16 protein-coding genes and 1 tRNA gene are annotated in these 19,697 nt (G+C 64.0%); 13 read left to right on the plus strand and 4 right to left on the minus strand.

Features of this window, described 5'->3' with window-relative positions; genetic code table 11:
* Nucleotides 1-613: 613 nt before the first annotated feature.
* Together AC6CIE_RS00005 and amaB are read right to left on the minus strand one after the other, a co-directional pair.
* Nucleotides 614-1,900, minus strand: coding sequence for a phospholipase A (locus AC6CIE_RS00005; protein ID WP_218344399.1), 1,287 nt, complete (start codon nt 1,898-1,900; stop codon nt 614-616).
* 245 nt (nt 1,901-2,145) lie between these two features.
* Complete coding sequence (gene amaB / locus AC6CIE_RS00010) at nt 2,146-3,648, minus strand: L-piperidine-6-carboxylate dehydrogenase (protein ID WP_175139292.1); 1,503 nt, start codon at nt 3,646-3,648, stop codon at nt 2,146-2,148.
* 206 nt (nt 3,649-3,854) lie between these two features.
* On the opposite strand from amaB, the gene AC6CIE_RS00015 reads away from it, so the two are divergent.
* The 13 genes from AC6CIE_RS00015 (at nt 3,855) to AC6CIE_RS00075 (ending at nt 16,806) form a co-directional block, all read left to right on the plus strand.
* Nucleotides 3,855-4,604, plus strand: coding sequence for an amino acid ABC transporter ATP-binding protein (locus AC6CIE_RS00015; RefSeq protein ID WP_056563861.1), 750 nt, complete (start codon nt 3,855-3,857; stop codon nt 4,602-4,604).
* Nucleotides 4,605-4,690: 86 nt separating this feature from the next.
* The gene (locus AC6CIE_RS00020; RefSeq protein WP_175124386.1) at nt 4,691-5,482 is read left to right on the plus strand and encodes an ABC transporter substrate-binding protein; all 792 of its coding nucleotides are present in this window, start codon (nt 4,691-4,693) and stop codon (nt 5,480-5,482) included.
* An 18-nt stretch (nt 5,483-5,500) separates the two neighbouring features.
* A complete protein-coding gene (locus AC6CIE_RS00025; RefSeq protein WP_175124385.1) occupies nt 5,501-6,193 on the plus strand; it encodes an amino acid ABC transporter permease in 693 nt (230 codons plus the stop codon).
* A 2-nt stretch (nt 6,194-6,195) separates the two neighbouring features.
* Nucleotides 6,196-6,885, plus strand: coding sequence for an amino acid ABC transporter permease (locus AC6CIE_RS00030; RefSeq protein WP_175139291.1), 690 nt, complete (start codon nt 6,196-6,198; stop codon nt 6,883-6,885).
* Nucleotides 6,886-6,894: 9 nt separating this feature from the next.
* Entirely contained in the window at nt 6,895-8,187 is a 1,293-nt protein-coding gene (locus AC6CIE_RS00035) for an NAD(P)/FAD-dependent oxidoreductase (protein WP_239215503.1), read from the plus strand.
* A gap of 85 nt (nt 8,188-8,272) precedes the next feature.
* Nucleotides 8,273-8,857: a helix-turn-helix domain-containing protein gene (locus AC6CIE_RS00040; protein WP_175124382.1), complete on the plus strand. Its 585-nt coding sequence runs from the start codon at nt 8,273-8,275 to the stop codon at nt 8,855-8,857.
* 71 nt (nt 8,858-8,928) lie between these two features.
* Nucleotides 8,929-9,005, plus strand: a tRNA-Arg gene (locus AC6CIE_RS00045).
* Between the two features lie 17 nt (nt 9,006-9,022).
* Nucleotides 9,023-9,313 carry a hypothetical protein gene (locus tag AC6CIE_RS00050; RefSeq protein ID WP_175124381.1) on the plus strand — a complete coding sequence of 97 codons (291 nt, stop codon included), beginning with the start codon at nt 9,023-9,025 and terminating at the stop codon, nt 9,311-9,313.
* 190 nt (nt 9,314-9,503) lie between these two features.
* Complete coding sequence (locus tag AC6CIE_RS00055; RefSeq protein WP_498090714.1) at nt 9,504-12,083, plus strand: type VI secretion system Vgr family protein; 2,580 nt, start codon at nt 9,504-9,506, stop codon at nt 12,081-12,083.
* 86 nt (nt 12,084-12,169) lie between these two features.
* Nucleotides 12,170-14,503: a T6SS effector phospholipase Tle3 domain-containing protein gene (locus AC6CIE_RS00060; protein ID WP_498090715.1), complete on the plus strand. Its 2,334-nt coding sequence runs from the start codon at nt 12,170-12,172 to the stop codon at nt 14,501-14,503.
* 170 nt (nt 14,504-14,673) lie between these two features.
* A complete protein-coding gene (locus AC6CIE_RS00065; RefSeq protein ID WP_498090716.1) occupies nt 14,674-16,149 on the plus strand; it encodes a type VI lipase adapter Tla3 domain-containing protein in 1,476 nt (491 codons plus the stop codon).
* A 23-nt stretch (nt 16,150-16,172) separates the two neighbouring features.
* A complete protein-coding gene (locus tag AC6CIE_RS00070) occupies nt 16,173-16,436 on the plus strand; it encodes a PAAR domain-containing protein (protein ID WP_175124377.1) in 264 nt (87 codons plus the stop codon).
* 10 nt (nt 16,437-16,446) lie between these two features.
* Nucleotides 16,447-16,806 carry a helix-turn-helix transcriptional regulator gene (locus AC6CIE_RS00075; RefSeq protein WP_175124376.1) on the plus strand — a complete coding sequence of 120 codons (360 nt, stop codon included), beginning with the start codon at nt 16,447-16,449 and terminating at the stop codon, nt 16,804-16,806.
* 196 nt (nt 16,807-17,002) lie between these two features.
* Here AC6CIE_RS00075 and hutI read toward each other — a convergent pair whose 3' ends face one another.
* Nucleotides 17,003-18,208: an imidazolonepropionase gene (gene hutI / locus AC6CIE_RS00080; protein ID WP_498090717.1), complete on the minus strand. Its 1,206-nt coding sequence runs from the start codon at nt 18,206-18,208 to the stop codon at nt 17,003-17,005.
* 55 nt (nt 18,209-18,263) lie between these two features.
* Nucleotides 18,264-19,694, minus strand: coding sequence for an amino acid permease (locus tag AC6CIE_RS00085; protein ID WP_498090718.1), 1,431 nt, complete (start codon nt 19,692-19,694; stop codon nt 18,264-18,266).
* Between the last annotated feature and the right edge of the window lie 3 nt (nt 19,695-19,697).

Consider the following 19,697-nt stretch of genomic DNA (forward strand, 5'->3'; position numbering starts at 1 on the left):
GGTTCTTGAGACGCCCGGTGCGGCCTCGGTGCGGGTTCTTAAGACGCCCGGCACGGCGGTGGCCTGGGTGCGCGGGGCTACGATTGCGGTCCGGAGCCTTCGCTCCGGACTGCCCCGTCGTCATCGTCGTTGTCGCCTTCGGCGACTGCCTTCCGATTCCCTCGGGCGCATCTACACGCCCCGCGCACCCAGGCCACCGCCGCACCGGGCTGCGTCGTATGAGGTCGTGCGGTCGGCGGGGAGGGCGGCTTGCTTGGCCTTCTTCTGAAGGTTTGTTGATGGCCGGAAGATCTTGCGGGGCTGCCAGATGTCGGCCGCGCGGGCGGCCTTATCTGGCGTTCGGGGGGCTTGCGTCGACGGCTTCAAGTCGAGGTGTCTGACACCCGTCAAATCGAGGTGTCTGACACCCGTGGCGTATGGGTTGTTCGCTGGAATGGTCGAGAATCGAGGTGTCTGACACCCGCTGAGCCGGTCTCTCAGACTGACGATCCTGCTACCTGGGTGTCTGTTACCGGCCCGCCGACGGATGCGACACATTGAAGTGCGCGCAAAGCAAATCGCCGGCCTGTCAGGCCGGCGATTTCATTTGACGCTTGCTTGCCGCATTGTGCGTTTACGGAATCAGCGACAAGCCCACGCGGAACTGGCTTTCGTTGCGCTGGTTGTAGCCCAGCAGCGTCTCGCCGTAGCCGTTGAAGTACTGCAGATGCAGGTAGCCGTTCCAGTTCAGGAACGTGCGGCGCAGCGGCCACGCAAAATCCAGCTGCGTCGTGCGTCGCTTCTGATCTCCCTGGCGGTACATCGCCGAGACGACGGCGCCGTTGTCCTGGGCCCAGCGCAGTTGCCAGTCGACGTGGCCGGCGTAGTCGGCGTAGTCGCTGTTTTCCTTGGCGACGGCGAAGTAGGCCTTGACCTTGGGGGCGAAGGTGAGGGTGCTGCCGCTGTCGAAGCGGTAGTGGAAGCGCGGTTCGATGTAGCCGTCGTTGAGCGAGCGGGAGTCTTCGCCGTCCTTGCCGTTGGAGGCGTGTTCGACGCCGGTGTTCATGCCGAAGCGCCAGTTCTGGTTCTCGGATTTCCAGATGTCGTCGGTCATCCAGAAAACGCTGGGATTGAACGTGGTGTCGATGAAGGGCTTGGAGTCGCTTTCCAGGTCCCACAGCGAGGTCTGGGTGTAGCCCAGGTAGAAGTCGTCGTGCCAGGTGTCTTCGCCGCCGCGCGGGCTGATCAGGCGGTATTTGGCGCTGATCTGGAAGCGGGCGGTGGTGAGGCCGCGGGTGCCGACGGCGAAGTAGACGGGCTTGTAGGCGGAGAAGGCGCTGCGGAATTTGTCGAAGGCGGCCTGTTCGACGGTGGGTTCGATGGTGGCGGCGGGGGCGGGGCCGGCTTCGGGGGAGGCGCCTGCGGCGGCGACGGCTGCGGCCGGGACGGGTTGGCCGCTGCGTGGGTCGACGACGGGCGTCTGGGCGGGCGTGGTGGCCAGGGTGCCGCTGTCGCGGCCGGTGGCGTCGAGCGCCATCATGGACGGTTGGCCTTCGATGGAGACGGCTTGCAGGCCGCGTGCGGTGGCGGGCACTTCGGCGGACCAGGACATGCGCGCGAAGTTGTTGACGGGCACGCTGTAGTTGTCACGGCCGCTTTTCAGTTTGGCGAGGCTGCGGACGATCTGGCCGTCGGGGCTGCGCCACTGCAGGACGAGTTCGGGCGGGGCCTGCCAGTCGACGCGCGAGCCGCCTTCGTTGAAGAAGACGGCTTCGATGGTGACGGTTTCGCCGGGCGCCGCGGAGGGGCGGTCCAGCCGGTATGACACGCCTGCCGCGGCGGAGCCGGCCGCGCTCAGGGCCAGGACGGCGGCAAGGAGGCGGGGGGTGGGAGAGCGGTGAAAAGGACGGCGGGAGGTCATTGAGGATGTATCTGATTTTTGTGATCAGGCAATGTAGCACCGACTCTGGCAACAGTTTGTAAATCAGACTAATCGTATGTGTGGGCTGTAAAAAATGCGAAAAGCCCCGCGCGTTGTCGACAATGCGCGGGGCTTTTCGAGCCGGTTGTGGTGCGGGAATCGAGGTCGAGCAGGCCGGGCCTTGCGGCTCGATGCGATGCCACGCGCGGGCTTGCTGCAAGCGCCGCGCGTGGCCGGCATCGGGGTTATTCCCCGAACTTGATGCCCTGCGCCAGCGGCAGATTGCGCGAGTAGTTGATGGTGTTGGTCGCGCGGCGCATGTAGTTGCGCCAGGCGTCCGAACCGGACTCGCGGCCGCCGCCGGTTTCCTTTTCGCCGCCAAACGCGCCGCCGATTTCGGCGCCGGAGGTGCCAATGTTGACGTTGGCGATGCCGCAGTCGGAGCCGGCGGCGGACAGGAAGGTTTCGGCTTCGCGCAGGTCGTTGGTGAAGATGGCGGACGACAGGCCTTGCGGCACGCCGTTCTGCATGGCGAGGGCGTCGCCGAAGTCCTTGTAGCGCATGACGTAGAGGATGGGCGCGAAGGTTTCGTGGCAGACGACGTCGGTCTGGCCGGGCATTTCGGCGATGGCGGGGCGCACGTACCAGGCGTCGGGGTATTGGTCCGCCAGGACGCGTTCGCCGCCGGTGACCTTGCCGCCCTGTTCGCGGGCGGCGGTCAGCGCGGCCTGCATGGCGTCGAAGGAGGCGCGGTCGATCAGGGGGCCGACGAGGTTGCCGCTGTCGAGCGGGTTGCCGATGGGGGCACTGGCGTAGGCCTTGTGCAGGCGCTGGACCAGTTCGTCGGCAACGCTTTCGTGGACGATCAGGCGGCGGGTGGTGGTGCAGCGCTGGCCGGCGGTGCCGATGGCGCCGAAAACGATGCCGCGGGCGGCCATGTCCAGGTCGGCGGTGGGGCCGACGATGATGGCGTTGTTGCCGCCCAGTTCAAGCAGGACGCGGCCGAAGCGTTGCGCGACGCGCGGACCGACCTGGCGGCCCATGCGGGTGGAGCCGGTAGCGGACACCAGTGCGACGGTGTGCGAGTCGACCAGGGCTTCGCCGACCTCGCGGCCGCCGATTAGCACTTCGGACAGGCCGGCGGGCGCGTCGCCAAAGCGCTGGACGGCCTGCGCGAAGAGCGCCTGGCAGGCCAGGGCGGTGAGTGGGGTCTTTTCCGAAGGCTTCCAGACGACGGCGTTGCCGCAGACCAGCGCCAGCGCGGCGTTCCAGGCCCACACAGCGACGGGGAAGTTGAAGGCGCTGATGACGCCGACGACGCCCAGCGGATGCCACGTTTCCATCATGCGGTGGCCGGGGCGCTCGGAGGCGATGGTCAAACCGTAGAGCTGGCGCGACAGGCCGACAGCGAAGTCGCAGATGTCGATCATTTCCTGCACTTCGCCTTCGCCTTCGGCGACGATCTTGCCGGCTTCCAGGCTGACGAGGCGGCCGAGTTCCTGCTTGTGCTGGCGCAGGGTTTCGCCGAACAGGCGGATCAGTTCGCCGCGGCGGGGGGCGGGGACGTCACGCCAAGCCAGGCTGGCTTGCCGCGCGCGGGTGATGGCGGCGTGGGCCTGGGCCACCGTGTGCTCATGCACCTGCGCCAGTTCGGCGCCATCGATCGGGCTGCGGGCGATCAGGGTGCCGCCGGTGAGCGCACTGGAGGTGAGTCCGAGATTGCGCAGGATGTCTTGAGGAGTGTCCATGCCGGTTCCTTCGAGGCCTTGCGAAGTCAGCGCCTTCGCTTAAGGGTTATGCCTAAGTGGCGATTCTGGAAAAAAATTTACTATACGAAACTATGACGTGAAACGCGAAATATTTTTGAGGCGCCCTTTGCTGGCCTCCTTGAAACGCTAGTGCGTGCGGCAGATCCTCAGTCAGCCCCGTGCGCACTGCACCTGAAGGTGAATTCGTGGCGGAACCGTTGCTCGTTGTTCAGGCAGTCAAGAAGACCTATCAGCGCGACGGGCATCCCCCGCATCTGGCGCTGGACGGCATCGATTGCCAGCTCGAACGCGGCGAGGTGATGGTCGTGGTCGGTCCGTCGGGCTCGGGGAAGAGCACCTTGCTGCGCACCCTGAACGGGCTGGAAAGCATCGACAGCGGCACGATCCGCGTCAATGGCGTGTCGCTGACGGATCCGGCCACCGACGTCAACCGCTGGCGCACCGACGTCGGCATGGTGTTCCAGCACTTCAACCTGTTCCAGCACCGTACTGCGCTCGACAACGTGGCGCTACCCCAGCGGGTGGTGCGCGGGCGCAGCCGCGCCGATGCCGAACGCTACGCCCGCGACCTCCTGGGCCGCGTCGGCATGGCGGAATTCGGCGATCGCTACCCCAGTCAGTTGTCCGGCGGCCAGCAGCAGCGCGTGGCGATCGCGCGCGCGCTGGCGATGGACCCGCAGCTGATGCTGTTCGACGAGGCCACGTCGGCGCTCGATCCTGAAACGGTGGGCGGCATTCTTGAATTGATGCGCGCCCTGGCTCGCGACGGCATGACGATGGCCGTGGTGACGCACGAAATGGGCTTTGCTCGCGACGTGGGGGACCGCGCGCTCTTCATGGACGCCGGCCGCATCGTGGAGATGGGCACACCCGACGAAGTGTTCGGCCACCCCAAAGAAGCGCGCACCCGCGCCTTCCTGGAAAAGATTCTGTAGTCCCGCCGGTCCGGCTTATCCGGGCGCTGCCGGCGCGATGTGCCTTGCCCGGAACGATATGGGTCCAATCACCAAAGGGGTTAGCAATGCTGAAAATCAAACAATGGCTGGGCGTGGCCAGCGTCGCCCTGGCGGCCGCCACCGTGGCCCTGCCGGCACAGGCGGACGAACTTTCCGACATCATCAAGCGCGGTGAATTGCGCGTAGCGGTGCAGACCTCCGGGCCGCTGATGAGCTTCATGGATAAGACGGGCAAGCGTACGGGGCTGGCCGTGGAAGTCGCCAAGCGCATGGCCGACGACCTGGGCGTGAAGCTGGTGCTGCAGGATTATGAATGGAAGGGCCTCTTGCCCGCGCTGCTGTCGGGCAAGGCCGACATGGTGGCCGCCGACATGACCCCGACGCCGCAGCGCGCCGCGCAGGTGCTGTTCTCGCTGCCCATGTTCTACGCCGACACCGTCGCCGTGGTGCCCAAGGATTCGCCGTACAAGAACTACGCCGAACTGAACAAGTCGGGCGTCACCGTCGGCGCGCTGGGCGCCAGCACCTACGCCGAAGTCGGCAAGAAGATGCTGCCCACGGCCACGCTCAAGGAGTTCTCGGGCGGCAGCGCGCCGGTTGGCCAGGCGCTGTCCAGCGGCCGGCTGGATGCCGGCATCATGTCGCTGTCCACCGCCAACCAGTTTCTCGTCGACTTCGGCAACCTGCGCGTGCTTGAGGGCGTAATGGTGCGCGAGCCCCTGGCGTTTGCTGTCGGCCCCAACGCGTTCCGCCTGAAGTTCTGGCTGGACAACTGGCAAACGCTGAAGACCGCGGACAACTCGCTGCCGGAACTGGTCCAGTACTGGTATTCCACCGATTGGAAGAAAGACCACTGATCGGAGACGGGACCGCCCATGGACTGGCTGATCGATTTCTATAACTGGCGCATCGTCAGCCAGTACACGGGCCAATTTGCCGAAGGCCTGGCCAATACCCTGATCGCGGCGGGCGCAAGCCTGGTGCTGTCGGTGCTGGCCGGGGTTCCGCTCGCGCTTGCCCATATGTCGTCCCGCGGCGCGGTGTGGCGCCCGGTGGCGGCGTATGTGCAATTCGTGCGCTCCACGCCGCTGCTCGTGCAGATCTACCTGGTCTATTACGCGGTGCCTTATCTTGTGCCGGGCGCCAAGGGCTGGAGCGAGATGGTGCTGGGCATCCTCGCCATGACCCTGCACCACGCGGCCTACATGAGCGAAATCATCCGCGTCGGCATCGAGTCCGTGCCGCGCGGCCAGATCGAAGGCGCCAAGGCCTGCGGCATGAACTACCACCAGCGTCTGCGCTACGTGGTGCTGCCGCAGGCCTTTGCCAATACGCTGCCGCCGCTGCTGGGCCAGACCGCCGTACTCATCAAGGACACGTCGCTGCTGTCGTTGATCACGGTCTTTGAACTGGTCGCCGCGGGCGTGCAGATGAACAGCGAGCGCATCGTGCCCAACGAAGCCTTCCTGACCATCGCGGCGGGCTATCTGCTGATCTATTGCGTCATGCTGCTGCTGTCCAAGGGCGTCAGCCTGTGGCTGGCCGGCCCGGCCTGGAACGCGAGGTAATCATGCTGGACTCCTATCTTTCCACCGCCGGCGTCGTGCTGCCTTTTCTGCTCAAGGGCTTCTGGGAGACGCTGAAGATCTCGTTTGTAGCCATCATTGCCGGCTCGCTGCTGGGTTTTGTGATCGGCGTGATCCGCAGCTACCGCATCCGCGGCGTGCATCAGATCCTGGGGCTGTACATCCACATCCTGCGTGGCACGCCGTTTCTGGTGCAGCTCTACATCGTCTACTTCGTGCTGCCCAGTTCGGGTATCGAGTTGCTGCACTGGGATTCCGGCACGGCGGCCTTTGTGGCGCTGTCGGTGTACACGTCCTGCTACGTGGCGGAAATTGTCATGGGCGCCATCCAGGCCGTGCCGCGCGGCCAGACCGAAGGCGCAATGACGTTGGGCCTGCGACCCTTGCAGATTCTGTGGCTGGTGATCCTGCCGCAGGCCATGCGCCTGATCGTGCAGCCCATGAGCGGCGTGTACGTCATGCTGATCAAAAGCACCGCCATCCTCTCGGTGGTCGGCATCACCGAACTGACCCGCCAGGGTGAAGTCTTCATCATCACCTTCCCGGCCAAATCGCTGTTCATCTACGGCATGATCGCCGCCATCTACTTCATCTACTGCTACCCGCTCCTGCGCCTGGCCAACTGGCTGGAAAAGCGCCTGACCGGGGGCCTGCAAGGCGCGGGCCTGCACTGAGCCGACAACATGGTCTCCGAGTACATCGACACCTACTACAAGCGCACGATCGCCGACGGCGACACCTACTATCCGCCGCTGGCGGGCGCGGCCAGCGCCGACGTCTGCGTGATCGGCGCGGGGCTGGCGGGCCTGTCCACGGCGCTCGAACTGGCCCGGCGCGGCCGCAACGTGACCCTGCTGGAAGCGCGGCGGATCGCCTGGGGCGCCTCGGGCCGCAACGGCGGCTCGGTGTCGCCAGCGTTTTCCGCGGGCGCCGACGCCATCCGCAAGCACGTCGACGAAGACCACTACCGCCAGCTTTACCGCCTGTCGATGGAAGGCGTCGAGATCATCCGCGACAACATCCGCGACCTGCGCATCGCCGACGCCCACAAGGTCGACGGACGGCTGCGCGTCGTGCGCTACGAAGCCACCGACGCGTTGCGCCAGTGGTGCGACAGCCAGCAGCGCGACTTCGGGCGCGACGTGCGGCTGCTCTCGCGCAGCCAGGTTCGCGAACGGCTGGTGTCCGACGTCTACCACCAGGGCATCGAAGACCCCTCGTCCTTTCACTTCCATCCGCTGAACTACGCGCGCGCGCTGGCCCGCGAGTGCGTGCGGCTAGGCGTGCGCATCCACGAGGATTCGCCCGTCGTGCAGGCCACGCTGGACGGCGCGGTCAAGCACCTGAAGACCGAACAAGGCCAGATCGACGCCGCCACCGTGGTGCTGGCCACCGGCGGCTACACGGGCGACGTCGTGCCGGCCCTGCGCCGCGCAATGCTGCCCATCGCCACCTACATCATGCTGACCGAACCGCTGGGTGACCGCGTGCGCGAAGCCATTCGCAGCAATGCGGCCATCGGCGACGACCGGCGTGCCGGCAACTATTACCGCGTCCTGGATGGCGGCCGCATCGGCTGGGGCAGTAGAATCACCACCCGTGTCGACGACCCGCCCGATCTGGCCGAGTCCCTGCGCCGCGAATTGCTCAGCGTCTACCCCCAATTGCAAGGGGTGCGCGTGGAGGCAGCGTGGTCGGGACGCATGGCTTACGCGCGCCACCTGATGCCGCAGATCGGCCTGCTGGGTCCGAATGTCTGGTATTGCACTGCGTTCGGCGGACACGGCATGAACACCACGTCCGTGGGCGGACGCGTCGTGGCCGAGGGCATTACCGGCGACACGCAGCGCTACAAGCTCTTCGAACCGTTCGGGTTGGCCTGGAACGGCGGAAGCCTGGGCACGGCGGCGGTTCAACTGACTTATTGGTCTTACCAGGCGCGCGATTGGTGGCGTGAGCGTCAATCGCGGGGCTGACTATTGCGGGCTTGAGGATTCGGGCCCGAGGGTTCGGGTCTGAGTATTGCGGGCCTGACTACTGCGGGCATGACAGGGTATACAGATGCAAGGCAACAAACAGAGCGCATTGGCACAACGGCTGCGAGCCTTGCGCCAGGCGCGCGCGTGGACTCTGAAGCAGGCGGCCGAGGCCACCGGCGTGTCCGCGTCCACCCTGTCAAAGATAGAGAACAGCCTGCTGTCCCCCACCTATGACAACCTGATCAAGATCGCCGCGGGCCTGGACCTGGACGTGGCCGAACTCTTCACCGCCTCCGACGCCCACATGGGCACCGGCCGCCGCAGCCTGAGCCGCCAGGGCGAAGGCCGGCAGTACGAAACGCCGTATTACGATCATCGGTTGCTATGCACTGCGCTATCGCACAAGCGCATGATGCCGTTTCATACCCGCGTCAAGGCGCGCGCCTTTGACGAGTTCCAGGACTGGAGCCGGCACGGGGGGGAGGAGTTTGTGTATGTGCTGGAGGGAGAGGTTCAGCTTTATACCGAGTTCTATGAACCGGCCCGGCTGAAGGCGGGGGAGAGCTTCTATATAGATAGCCGCATGGGACACCGGGTGATCAGCCTCAGTCCGGAGGATGCGATTGTGTTGTGGGTGTCCACGCATACGGATATAGGCGAGGAGTAGGGGGCGAGCCGCTTTTTCCGCAACAGGGTAAAATGCGCGGCCCGGACGGGTTCCGGGCGTCACCACAACGCGCGGCAGTAGCTCAGCTGGATAGAGCACGGGCCTTCTAAGCCTGAGGTCGGGGGTTCGAGCCCCTCCTGCCGCGCCAGCCCTAAAGCTTGCCATATGAACCTTGACCGACTGCGCCGGGAATTTCCCCGCTACGACATCTCCACCCTGCCGACTCTGCCCGAAGGCTACGTTGACGCGTCTGAACGCATCGATGCAGCGCCGTCCTTCGTGAACGAGGAGCGCGGCTTGAAGGTGTATGTCGACTACGCCAACTACGCCGACCGCGAATCCGGCAGAAGCCAGCGCTACTGCGTCTCGCGTTGGGACGAGGAAGAAGGCGACTACGAGGATGTGGCGTTGTCGACGAATGATTGGGCGGAAGTCGTGCGGTTTTTGACTGCCTGAGTTGTCTTCCTGGGGACTTCCTATCCACCAGCGTGAATCCGCGTGCGGGCCGGCCAATCACAATAGGACGGTTTCTCCGCATCAATAAGACGGACTCCAATTTACGACCTATACGGGCAGCTTCTAAAAAGGGAACTGCCGCGCGTCGCCAAGTGCGACCTGCGCGGCATGTCCCCACAGGAAGCTCGCCATGCCCACCCAATCCCATCTTCGCTTCACCTTCGAAATCATTGGCGGTGAGACCCGCAACGACTTCGAGGTGGTCGAGTTTGAATTGCGGGAAGGCCTCAGCGAGACCTTCCATCTCGCCGTCGAGCTGACCAGCGCCGATCACGAAATCGACTTTGGCAGCGTGCTCGACCGTCCCGGTCGCCTCACGTTCTGGCACGGCGATACGCCCGTGCGCTACGTGCACGGCGCAGTTTCCTCCTTCGTTCAGCGCGACACCGGATTTCGCCGGACGCGCTATTCCGCCATCGTCGAGCCGCGGCTGGCGCGACTGAAGCTCAGTTCCGACTGGCGCATCTTCCAGTCCCTCAGCGTCCCGCAGATCGCCGAGGCGGTGCTCAAGGCCCACGGCCTCACCCTGGACTACGAGCAGCGCAATACCACGGAGCATCAGACCCGCGAATACTGCGTGCAAGCCGGCGACACGGACTACCACTTCGTCGAGCGCATCATGCGCGAAGAGGGATTCTTCTATTCCTTCCGCCACAGCGCCGAGGGGCATCAGTTAATCCACAGCGATCGCCTCTTCATTCACGGCCGAGTGGGCGACGAGCCCGTGCAGTACAACCCGACGCCCGGCGGCGACCAGGCGCAACCGGCGCTGCGCCGCTTTGCCTACACGGAAAACGTGCGCACCGCGCGACAGACGCAGCGCGATTACACATTCCACAATCCCCGCTACACCCACCAGCACAGCCGCGATGGACGGGAGCTGGACCACCAAGGCCGCCGCTACGAGCGCTACGACTATCCGGCGCGCGCCAAGTTTGACGAGGCCGGCAAGCCTTTTGCCGAGAACCGCCTGCGCGGGCATCGGCGCGATGCGCGTATTGCCTTGGTCGAAGGCGATGACCCGCGATTGCAGCCGGGTATCTCCTTCACGCTGGCCGGGCACCCCCGGGACGACATGAACCGCGGCTGGCGTCCGGTCCGCATTGTTCACCGTGGCACCCAGCACACCAGCCAGGGTGAGGATAGTGCCGACGCGCAACGTGGCACTCACTACCACTACAAGGCCGAGCTGGTGGCCGACGACGCCGAGTGGCGCGCGGAACCCCTGCCCACACCGCGCATCGACGGACCCCAGAACGCGGTGGTCGTCGGTCCACCCAACGAAGAAATCCACACTGACGAGTTCGGGCGGGTAAAGGTGCATTTCCCCTGGGACCGCCTGGACGATCAGGGCGAACACACCTCCTGCTGGATCCGCGTGTCGCAGAACATCGCCGGCGCCACCTGGGGCCACATGGCCATTCCACGCGTCGGCCAGGAGGTCATCGTCCAGTTCCTGGATGGGGATCCGGATCAGCCGATCATCACGGGAAGGGCCTACAACCGCTTGCAATTGCCCCCGTATGAACTGCCGAAGTTCAAGGAACTTGCGACAGTCAAGAGCAAGGAACACAAAGGTAACCGCGCCAGTGAGCTGCGGCTGGACGACACCACTTCTCAAATCAGCGCCGCGCTGATGAACGATCATGGCGCCAGCCATCTGCACCTGGGCTACCTGACGCATCCGCGGCCCCGCGGCGGAAAGCCGCGCGGTGAAGGGTTCGAACTGCGCACTGACCTGCACGGCGCCTTGCGCGCCGCGCGAGGTCTACTGCTGACCACTGATGAACAACCGGACGCCCAAGGAGGCCACCTTGCGCGCGCCCAGTTGGTCCAGTGCCTGGAAAGTGCGCTTGAGTTGGCGAGAAACCTGGGCGAGTACGCCGGACAGCACCAAAACCTGCCGCACGATGCCGGTCCCCAGGCAACCTTGTCCAGCGCCGTTCGCGACTTGGGGCACGGGGCAAACGACGAGAGCGGCGGAAACGGCGGGCAGCCGCTAATCGGCCTCAGCAGCCCGGCAGGCATTGCGGCCGCCACGCCGCGTTCCATCACGCTCGCGGCTGGCCAGCATCTGGACACCGTAGCTGAGCAGAACCAGCATGTCACGGCAGGCCAGTCCATCGTCATGAACGCCGGGCAAGGCATCAGCCAATTCACGCACAGCGGCGACCTGCGCCACATCGCGCATCAAGGACAGGTAAGCGTTCAGGCTCAACAAGCGTCGATCCACCTTCAGGCAGACAAGAGCGTCGTGGTCAGTGCCAGTAACGAACATGTTCTGGTGACCGCCGACAAGCACATCACGCTGTTGTGCCAGGGCGCCTACATCCGGATGCAGGGGGGCGACATCGAGTATGGATGCCCTGGCGCCATGACCTTCAAAGCTGGTAGCTACAACTGGATGGGTGCTGCAAGCGAGGCTGGTTCGTTGCCTCAGTTCGATGTCGGATCTACCCAGAGACGCTTCGTGTTGACGTTGCCCGATGGCGAACGACCGGCCGCCGGGCATCCGTACAGGATCACTCTTAGCAATGGGGATGTGATTGATGGCGTTACGGATGCGGAAGGTGGTACCGACCGTGTGGAGATGGGGGCAATGCACATCGCCTCGTTTGCGCTGCTTCCTCGGAACGGTTCAGGGGCGTTGTCTTCACTGTCCTCGGAAGCAGCAATGCAGGCGGCGGCCGGTAAAGCAACGCAGGGTTGACGAATTTGCTGGGCCAGCGGAAAGCGCCTCAAGTGGATTGAGGCGTCCAGCGCGCTGCCGAAGACAAGAAGAGGGAGATTCAAGGGATGCACTCACCCCCCATTACCGGAAAGACCCAAGCCATCGTTGCGCCCAACGCGACAGATGCTTACGTGCAAAAGCAGCAGCCGAAGCCTTGCATCGTGATTCTGATCCACGGCGTCAACGATCTGGCTGGTGTTTACGATGACCTGGAAACTGGCATCTGCAGCGGCTTGAACGAACGTCTGGACCATCTGTTCACGAAACGCGGCGAGCGCAGTCCTGCTGCGCTCAATCCGGCCAGGTACACATCGCCTAAAGACGATGACGGTAAAGCGCCGGACCCGGATGTGGCGTATTACCGCCGCCTGGCAGATGAAGGTAAGCATGGCGGTCATCCGCGCAGCGTGGTGATTCCCTTCTATTGGGGCTTTCGGGAAAAGGAAGACCGGATCCAGAAGCGGACCTCCCATGGCGAATGGCTGGACCGCTTCGGCAACCGGCTGGACAAGGCAGGGACCAAGGAAGGCGGTCCTTTTGCCAATGCCACCACGACCCTCCCGGACATGTTTGGCCAGGGATTTTCCGGCAAGGTGGCGGGGTTGCCTGCCAATTTGATGTTTGGATCTCCTGACCACCCGCTGTATCCGGCCCCGTCTCGGCGCTACATGGTGTTGGCGGCGCAGCGGCTGGCCATGTTGGTCAGGATCATCCGCGCCTATCGGCACCCCGATGGTCGCTCGGGCGAAGACGATACGATCAATGTGGTCGGGCATAGCCAGGGCAATCTCATCACGCTGCTGGCCAATGCCATGCTCCACGACGAGGGCTTGCGCCCCATTGATGGTTCCGTGCTGATGAGCCCGCCTTACAGTTTGGCGGAAACGTTCTTCGAGCGTAGCGAGTTGGGCGACGCGCAGCAGACGACCCCTGCGCGCGTCAAGACGTTAAGCAATGTCGTCGACTTCATCGGCAAGAACGCCCATCAGACGCCTTCATTGGCCGACATGGCCGATGCGGGTAAGGATAGTTGCATCGGCGGTGTGCGCTGGACGGGACAGCACTGTGAAACCTCGATTGATGGCAACACGGTCAAGTTCTCGGAGCGCGACAATCGCGGTGCTGTCTTTCTGTACTTCTCGCCACAGGACCAAACGGTAGGGATGGCAAACGTTCAGGGCATTGGTTGGCAAGGGGTTGCTGAAGCCGTAAGTTATGGGGTCTTCGATCCGGCCGCCTTCACGACCCGGCCTCACAACCCCGCCTATCAGACGAGTGCGGACGAAGGCGGGTACCGGCGTGTCAGCGTTCCTGCGCTGGCTGCGCTCGGCGAACGCTTCTATCAGCGCGTCTTTACGATGCGCGAACGGGATGGCAAGGGTGAAGAGGTCGGCAGGCCGCCGTCTCATGACTACGAGCTGGTGCGGCAGGGGGAGCGAACTTGGGAAGGAACTCCGCTCAACGCCGGGCGGACGATGGTCGCGAACGCCGACTTCTCTCCCGGACAAACCGTCACTATTCAAGCGCCAGCCCTGCCGGTTCCGTTCCTGCCGGATTTCGTTGCCGGCGGCGCGACGCTGGATCGCACCGGTTCCGGGGGCATCAAACCTGTGTGGACGGCGACCGATCCCATCGACGCGTCGATCGCCATCGCAAACGGCGGCATTGATGTCCACAGCACGCGGGTGATGACGCTCTCGACCGACAGCTTGTTGGGCCCTGCGCTGCGACGGGCGCTGGAGGAAAAGGCGACTGACCTGAATGACCTGAATCGCAACCCCTACCTGGACCCGGAAAACAGCGCATGGGCTGCCGATTGGCATCGCGTTGCGCACGTCAAGCCGTTGGGGGGAGGGCGCTACGACGCTGTGTTCGAAGAGACGCCGAACCAAGCGCGCAGGCGGATGATGGATATGCCAGCAGGCAGCAACGAAGCCCTCTCGTTTCACTCGGCGATTCCTATGAGCGCCCTGCACAGCCGACGCGCCGTGGCGTACGACCTGGCAATCGGGCAGGCCTGCAGCATTGACGATGAGGTGTTCTACGCCTACTTGTGCAGGGTGGCGGATTGGCGGCTTAGCTGGGCACAGATCTACTGGGACGGCCGAGATGAGGCCGTTTCTGATTCGCGTGTGTCGAGCCAACCCGACAGTGCACTTGCCGCGTTGCATGAGGCCGAGAACGCGATCAATAAGCGTCTGATCGATGCTACCGATCTATATCGCAGCAATCGGGAGCCGGGACAGGACGCTGCTGGTCTTGCGAGGGCAGCCGGTGGAGGATTTCTGCCCGAGTCCACGCTAAGCGCACCCATCCCCACTCTGATCGTGAGCGAGACCATCAGCGAGCGCGAGCGCAGCGTTCACGCAGAACCAGCTAGAACAGGCGCATACCAATGAATCGACATTCGATCTCCGCGGGTCTCGTCGTACTTCTGGCTGTGGCCAGCGGTTCCGCCTCTGCAGCCGGCGTTCCTGCAGATCCACTGACCGCCGTCACTTGTCCACTGCCGCCGCCCGACAGGCCCGGGCGAACTTTTTTCGTTGACACATTATCGTCAGGTGTTCACATGTACTTCAATGCTCCACGCACGTCTCCTCGCCTCGAAACACTGGATATCGTTCGCGTGGGAGTCAGCATCGATGTCTTCCGGCAAGGCCAGATCTGGGCGCAACTGCAAAAGCAAAACGCGAGCCAGCCCAACACGTTGCACCTTGGCACGGCACTGCCCATGGACCCCCAGGAGTATCCCATTAGTGCCACGCGCAAGAACATGGCCTGGCGACAGCGCATTTCCAACGCTACCGAGCTCGCGCTGAGAAGTTTCCCGGAACGCTGGCGAATACCTGCCATCACGGTGGTTCGAGGCTACAACCCCAACGCGGAACGCCTCCGCCTTCGTCCTGAGCGGACAGCAAGAATGTTGAACGATATGGCCAGCCTGGAACTCGGAGACGCAGGGCTGCATTGGCACCGTATCGGACAGTTGAAAAATGGCGTCATCTGCAACGACACACCAGAAGCCGTGATCGAGGCAGTCTTTGGCGTCTTCGAGCAAAACCCTGACATGCCAGCGCTATTGCTGTATGTCGTCGAGGGCTACAACATGGCTCGCATCTTGATGAGTCACGGCGAGAAGCCCATTGGCCTCGGCACGGGCCCCCGCCAACCAGGCGAGCTGACTGATAGCGTGGTGGCGCTGGTCGTCGCCCGCCCCGAACGCATCGGCTGGCTGCGCGAGTTCGCCAAGTACACGCAGTCCAAGCCCGACTCCATTGACCCGGCGTTTACCGGTTGGGAGCGTACGCCGCCACATGCCTTCAAGCCCAGCCCGTTTTTCCCCACCCCGATCACGCAACGCGGCTTCGAGCAGTGGGATCGCCTGAAGGTGCTGGCGCGGTTGCATCGGCCGGTGACGGTTTCCTTGCATCAGGACGGAAAGAGCTCGATCCCGCTCAAGGGCGCTTCACGCGATAGGGCGCTTGCCGAAGGCTGGGATCAGGCGGTTTCGGCGCTGGGCGGGGCACCTGCGCGGGCATTCTTCGACACGGGAAAACCGTCTGGCGCCATCGCCGAACTAGCCCCGGCGTTGCATGCGGCTCAGCATCCGGTGGATCTGCTCGACTCGGCTCAAAGTTATGACCTGACCCAGCGGCTGGGCGACACGGGCGCTGCGTCGCCGTTTGTCGGGTTGGCCCTGGCCACGATGGCAAGCTACCTCAACGCGGATAGCAGCGTGGTGGTCCCGTTGCGCCGCACGGACCGTGCAACCTTCATCGGCATCAGCCCGCCATCGCCAGGAAAGCAGCCTGTTGACGACCCGTTTGACGTGGCGTTGCGGCCTCAGCACGCGCCGATGTCTGAAGCGCCTTCTCCGGAGTTCAAGGCCTGGCACGGTCAACAGGTCATTGATTATCAGCGGGCGCAGGAGCGAAGCGCGCCGCGCTATCGAGACCCCGCCGTGGTCGCCCGGGAGCAGCGCATGCTCGATGACTTTATTGCGGGGCTTCCCGGCGGCGGCCCATTGGGTCCGAAGACCAACTAGGTCCAGTAGAAGGAGGCATAGCGATGCCCAACGTTATTCGCAAGGGCGACAGCACCGATCATGGCGGCGTGGTGCTGGAGGGCTTTGAACACACTAACTTCAACGGGAGGCCGTTGGCCGGTGTGGGGCACAAGGTTTCTTGCCCCAGGTGCAATGGCGTCTTCGCCATCGCAGAGGGAAATGCCGCCTACAACATAGGCGGAATCCCCGTCGCGGTGGAAGGGATGAGGACCACATGCGGAGCAAGCCTGATCGCGAACACGTCAACCGGGAAAGTTAGCTGCTGAGATGCCGGTCATGAACCCGAGCCCCACCATCGTAGCGGCCGACGGCAAGCCTGCCTTCGTTGTGCTGCCCTACGCCGAATACCTTGCGCTGATCCGCGCTTACAACGCGCCAAGGCGGCACCGTGTGCGCATACCCGCGGACGGAAGCATTCCGCACGAGGTTTTTCTCCTGATGACTCTTAACGACTGGAGCGTCATCCGTGCGTGGCGCAAGTTCCTGGGGATGACGAGAGCCCAGATGGCGGATGGATTGGACATACGGCGATCGAGCTATACGGCCATGGAGGCAACCGGAGCACGCCTGAACAAGGACACACGCGAGCAGATTGCGGTCCTCCTCGGCCTTCGGTTCGACCAATGCGATGTCTGACTTGGAAAACGGTGGGGCCCCGGTTGAGGTAGCCCCATCAGGCAAAAATCCGCGGCACGTGACGCTCGTGAGCAGCCTTGTCCCCTCGTTAAGCTGGATCGGTGCAGACAGGTTTGATCGACTGAAAGGGTTTGAAGAACGCCTTGCCGAAGTGCAGCGGTGATCCTTGACGGCGGTCGACCGGATGCTAAATCGCTCAAACGTCGACTAAAGCGCCATGCCGAACCACCCGCTTCGCCACATCCCCACCCACCCAATACGCCAGCTCCGCCGGATGCGTGATCTCCCAAGCCACAAAATCCGCCACCTTCCCAACCTCCAGCGTCCCGTGCGTCGCTGACAACCCCAACGCCTGCGCCCCATTCACCGTCACCCCCGCCAGCGCCTCTTCCGGCGTCATCCTGAACAACGTACACGCCATGCTCAGCATCAACCGCAACGACAGCACCGGCGACGTCCCCGGATTCAGATCTGTCGAAATCGCGATCGGCACGCCGTGCTGGCGCAGCAGATCCACCGGCGGCAACTGCGTTTCGCGCAGCGCGTAGAACGCGCCTGGCAGCAGCACCGCCACCGTCCCCGCCTTGGCCATTGCCAGCACGTCGGACTCGGTCAGGTATTCCAGATGATCGGCAGACAGCGACCCATAGCGCGCCGCCAGACTCGCTCCGTGCAGTGACGACAGCTGCTCCGCATGCAGTTTCACGGGCAGGTTCAGCCGGACCGCCGCCCGGAAAACCCGTTCGACCTGCTCCGGCGTAAAAGCAAGGTGTTCGCAAAAAGCGTCCACGGCGTCGACCAAGCCTTCCGCCGTCAGCGCCGGCAGCATGCGCAGCGCGACTTCGTCGATGTACTCGTCCGGATGCTCTGTGAACTCCGGCGGCAGCGCGTGCGCGGCCAGGCAGGTTGCCCGCACGGTCAGCGGCAGCGTCTGACCCAGGCGCCTTGCCACGCGCAGCATCTTGCGTTCATTTTCTAAATCAAGTCCGTATCCCGACTTGATCTCCAACGTCGTGACGCCATCACGCAGCAAATGCAGCGCACGGCGATGGGCGCTTGCGAACAGTTCGTCTTCGGTTGCCGCGCGTGTGGCGCGTACGGTGCTGGCGATGCCGCCGCCTTGGGCCGCGATGGTGGCGTAGTCGACCCCTTGCAGACGCTGTTCGAATTCCCTGCTGCGGTCGCCGCCGAATACCAGGTGGGTGTGGCAATCGACGAGGCCGGGTGTGACCCACGCGCCGCCCAGGTCATGGACGTGCGCGGCGTCCACGGCGGGCAGTTCGGAATCCGGGCCAATCCATTCGATGCGGTCGGCGCGGGTCACGATGGCCGCGTTGTCGATTACGGAATAGGTGCCGCCGGCCATCGTGGCGGCGTGGCAGTGTCGCCAGACCTGTCTCATGCGTTTCTCCTTGGTGCAAGCGCCGGCGCAAACACATGCGCCGGCGCTGCGTCGTTCAATCCGAACCCTGGGGCGCGGGCACCGGCTGCCGTTCCGTCGGGCGCTTGGGATATACCCAGAAGCGATAGGCCAGGCAAAGCAGCGCGATCCAGACAGCGCCCACGCCGAGCGCCGCCTGTGTGCTTGGGAAGTAGCCCAGGACTGCGATCACGAAGGCCATAAAGGCAATGGCCATCAACGGGGCAGCGGGCCAGAGCGGGACGGGGAACTTCAACTGCGAGATTTCCTCCGGGCTCATCTTGCGGCGCATCGCCACTTGCGACAGCAGGATCATCAGCCACACCCACACCGTGGCGAACGTGGCGATGGAGGCGATCAGCAGGAACACATCTTCCGGAATCAGATAATTCAGCAGTACGCCCAAGAGCAGCGCCACCGTCATTACCACCACCGTCATCCACGGCACACCATTGGCCGATACCGAGGCAAAGCCGCGCGGCGCCTGGCCTTGTTGGGCCATGCCGAACAACATGCGGCCCGCGGCGAAGATGTCGCTGTTGATGGCGGATACGGCCGCCGAAATCACGACAATGTTCAGGATGGTGGCGGCGGAACTGATGCCGAGGCTGTCGAAGATCTGCACGAAGGGACTGCCCTGGCTGCCGATCTGCGTCCACGGGAAGATCGACATCAGCACGAACAGCGTCAGCACGTAGAAGAGCAGGATGCGCATGGGCACCGCGTTGATGGCGCGGGGAAGGGTGCGGCCGGGGTCCTTGGCTTCGCCGGCGGTGATGCCGATGATCTCGATGCCGCCGAAGGCGAACACCACCACGGCCAGCGATGCAATCAGGCCGCCCACGCCGTTGGGCATGAAGCCGCCGTGCTCCCACAGGTTGTGCACGCCGGTTGCAACGCTGTCCGCGCCCATCCCCATGCCGAACAGCATGATGCCCAGGCCGCCGGCGATCATCGCGAGGATGGCGCCTACCTTCAGCAGCGACAGCCAGAACTCCAGTTCGCCGAATACCTTCACGGAAAGCAGGTTGATGGCGCCGATGAAGAGGACGATGGACAAGACCCAGATCCATCGGGGCACGTCGGGATACCAGAACCCCATGTAGAGGCCGAACGCGGTGATGTCGGCGAGACAGACAATGATCATCTCGAACGCATAGGTCCAGCCGGTCAGGAAGCCAGCCAGCGGCCCCAGGTATTGCGTGGCGTAGTGGCCGAACGATCCGGACACCGGGTTGCGCACCGCCATCTCACCCAGGGCGCGCATGACCATATAGACGGCGGCGCCGGCCACCAGGTAGGCAAGCAGCACCGAGGGGCCGGCCGCCTGGATCGCCTTGGCCGACCCATAGAAAAGGCCCGTGCCGATGGCCGAGCCCAATGCCATGAAGCGGATGTGGCGGGCGTTCAGCCCGCGTTTGAGTGTCTGCGCTTCTGCCGGTGTGTCTGACTGCGAGGATGCTTGCATTGT

It is taken from the genome of Achromobacter sp. GQ309 (genome assembly GCF_059759315.1).

What these genes read in the sequence shown, in the direction of transcription:
- AC6CIE_RS00030 (WP_175139291.1), top strand. Translation starts at nt 6,196, where the DNA reads ATGCTGGACTCCTATCTTTCCACCGCCGGCGTCGTGCTGCCTTTTCTG.
- AC6CIE_RS00075 (WP_175124376.1), top strand. Translation starts at nt 16,447, where the DNA reads ATGAACCCGAGCCCCACCATCGTAGCGGCCGACGGCAAGCCTGCCTTC.
- hutI (WP_498090717.1), bottom strand. Translation starts at nt 18,208, where the DNA reads ATGAGACAGGTCTGGCGACACTGCCACGCCGCCACGATGGCCGGCGGC.
- amaB (WP_175139292.1), bottom strand. Translation starts at nt 3,648, where the DNA reads ATGGACACTCCTCAAGACATCCTGCGCAATCTCGGACTCACCTCCAGT.
- AC6CIE_RS00020 (WP_175124386.1), top strand. Translation starts at nt 4,691, where the DNA reads ATGCTGAAAATCAAACAATGGCTGGGCGTGGCCAGCGTCGCCCTGGCG.
- AC6CIE_RS00085 (WP_498090718.1), bottom strand. Translation starts at nt 19,694, where the DNA reads ATGCAAGCATCCTCGCAGTCAGACACACCGGCAGAAGCGCAGACACTC.
- AC6CIE_RS00035 (WP_239215503.1), top strand. Translation starts at nt 6,895, where the DNA reads ATGGTCTCCGAGTACATCGACACCTACTACAAGCGCACGATCGCCGAC.
- AC6CIE_RS00050 (WP_175124381.1), top strand. Translation starts at nt 9,023, where the DNA reads ATGAACCTTGACCGACTGCGCCGGGAATTTCCCCGCTACGACATCTCC.
- AC6CIE_RS00065 (WP_498090716.1), top strand. Translation starts at nt 14,674, where the DNA reads ATGTACTTCAATGCTCCACGCACGTCTCCTCGCCTCGAAACACTGGAT.
- AC6CIE_RS00040 (WP_175124382.1), top strand. Translation starts at nt 8,273, where the DNA reads ATGCAAGGCAACAAACAGAGCGCATTGGCACAACGGCTGCGAGCCTTG.
- AC6CIE_RS00070 (WP_175124377.1), top strand. Translation starts at nt 16,173, where the DNA reads ATGCCCAACGTTATTCGCAAGGGCGACAGCACCGATCATGGCGGCGTG.
- AC6CIE_RS00060 (WP_498090715.1), top strand. Translation starts at nt 12,170, where the DNA reads ATGCACTCACCCCCCATTACCGGAAAGACCCAAGCCATCGTTGCGCCC.
- AC6CIE_RS00055 (WP_498090714.1), top strand. Translation starts at nt 9,504, where the DNA reads ATGCCCACCCAATCCCATCTTCGCTTCACCTTCGAAATCATTGGCGGT.
- AC6CIE_RS00025 (WP_175124385.1), top strand. Translation starts at nt 5,501, where the DNA reads ATGGACTGGCTGATCGATTTCTATAACTGGCGCATCGTCAGCCAGTAC.
- AC6CIE_RS00005 (WP_218344399.1), bottom strand. Translation starts at nt 1,900, where the DNA reads ATGACCTCCCGCCGTCCTTTTCACCGCTCTCCCACCCCCCGCCTCCTT.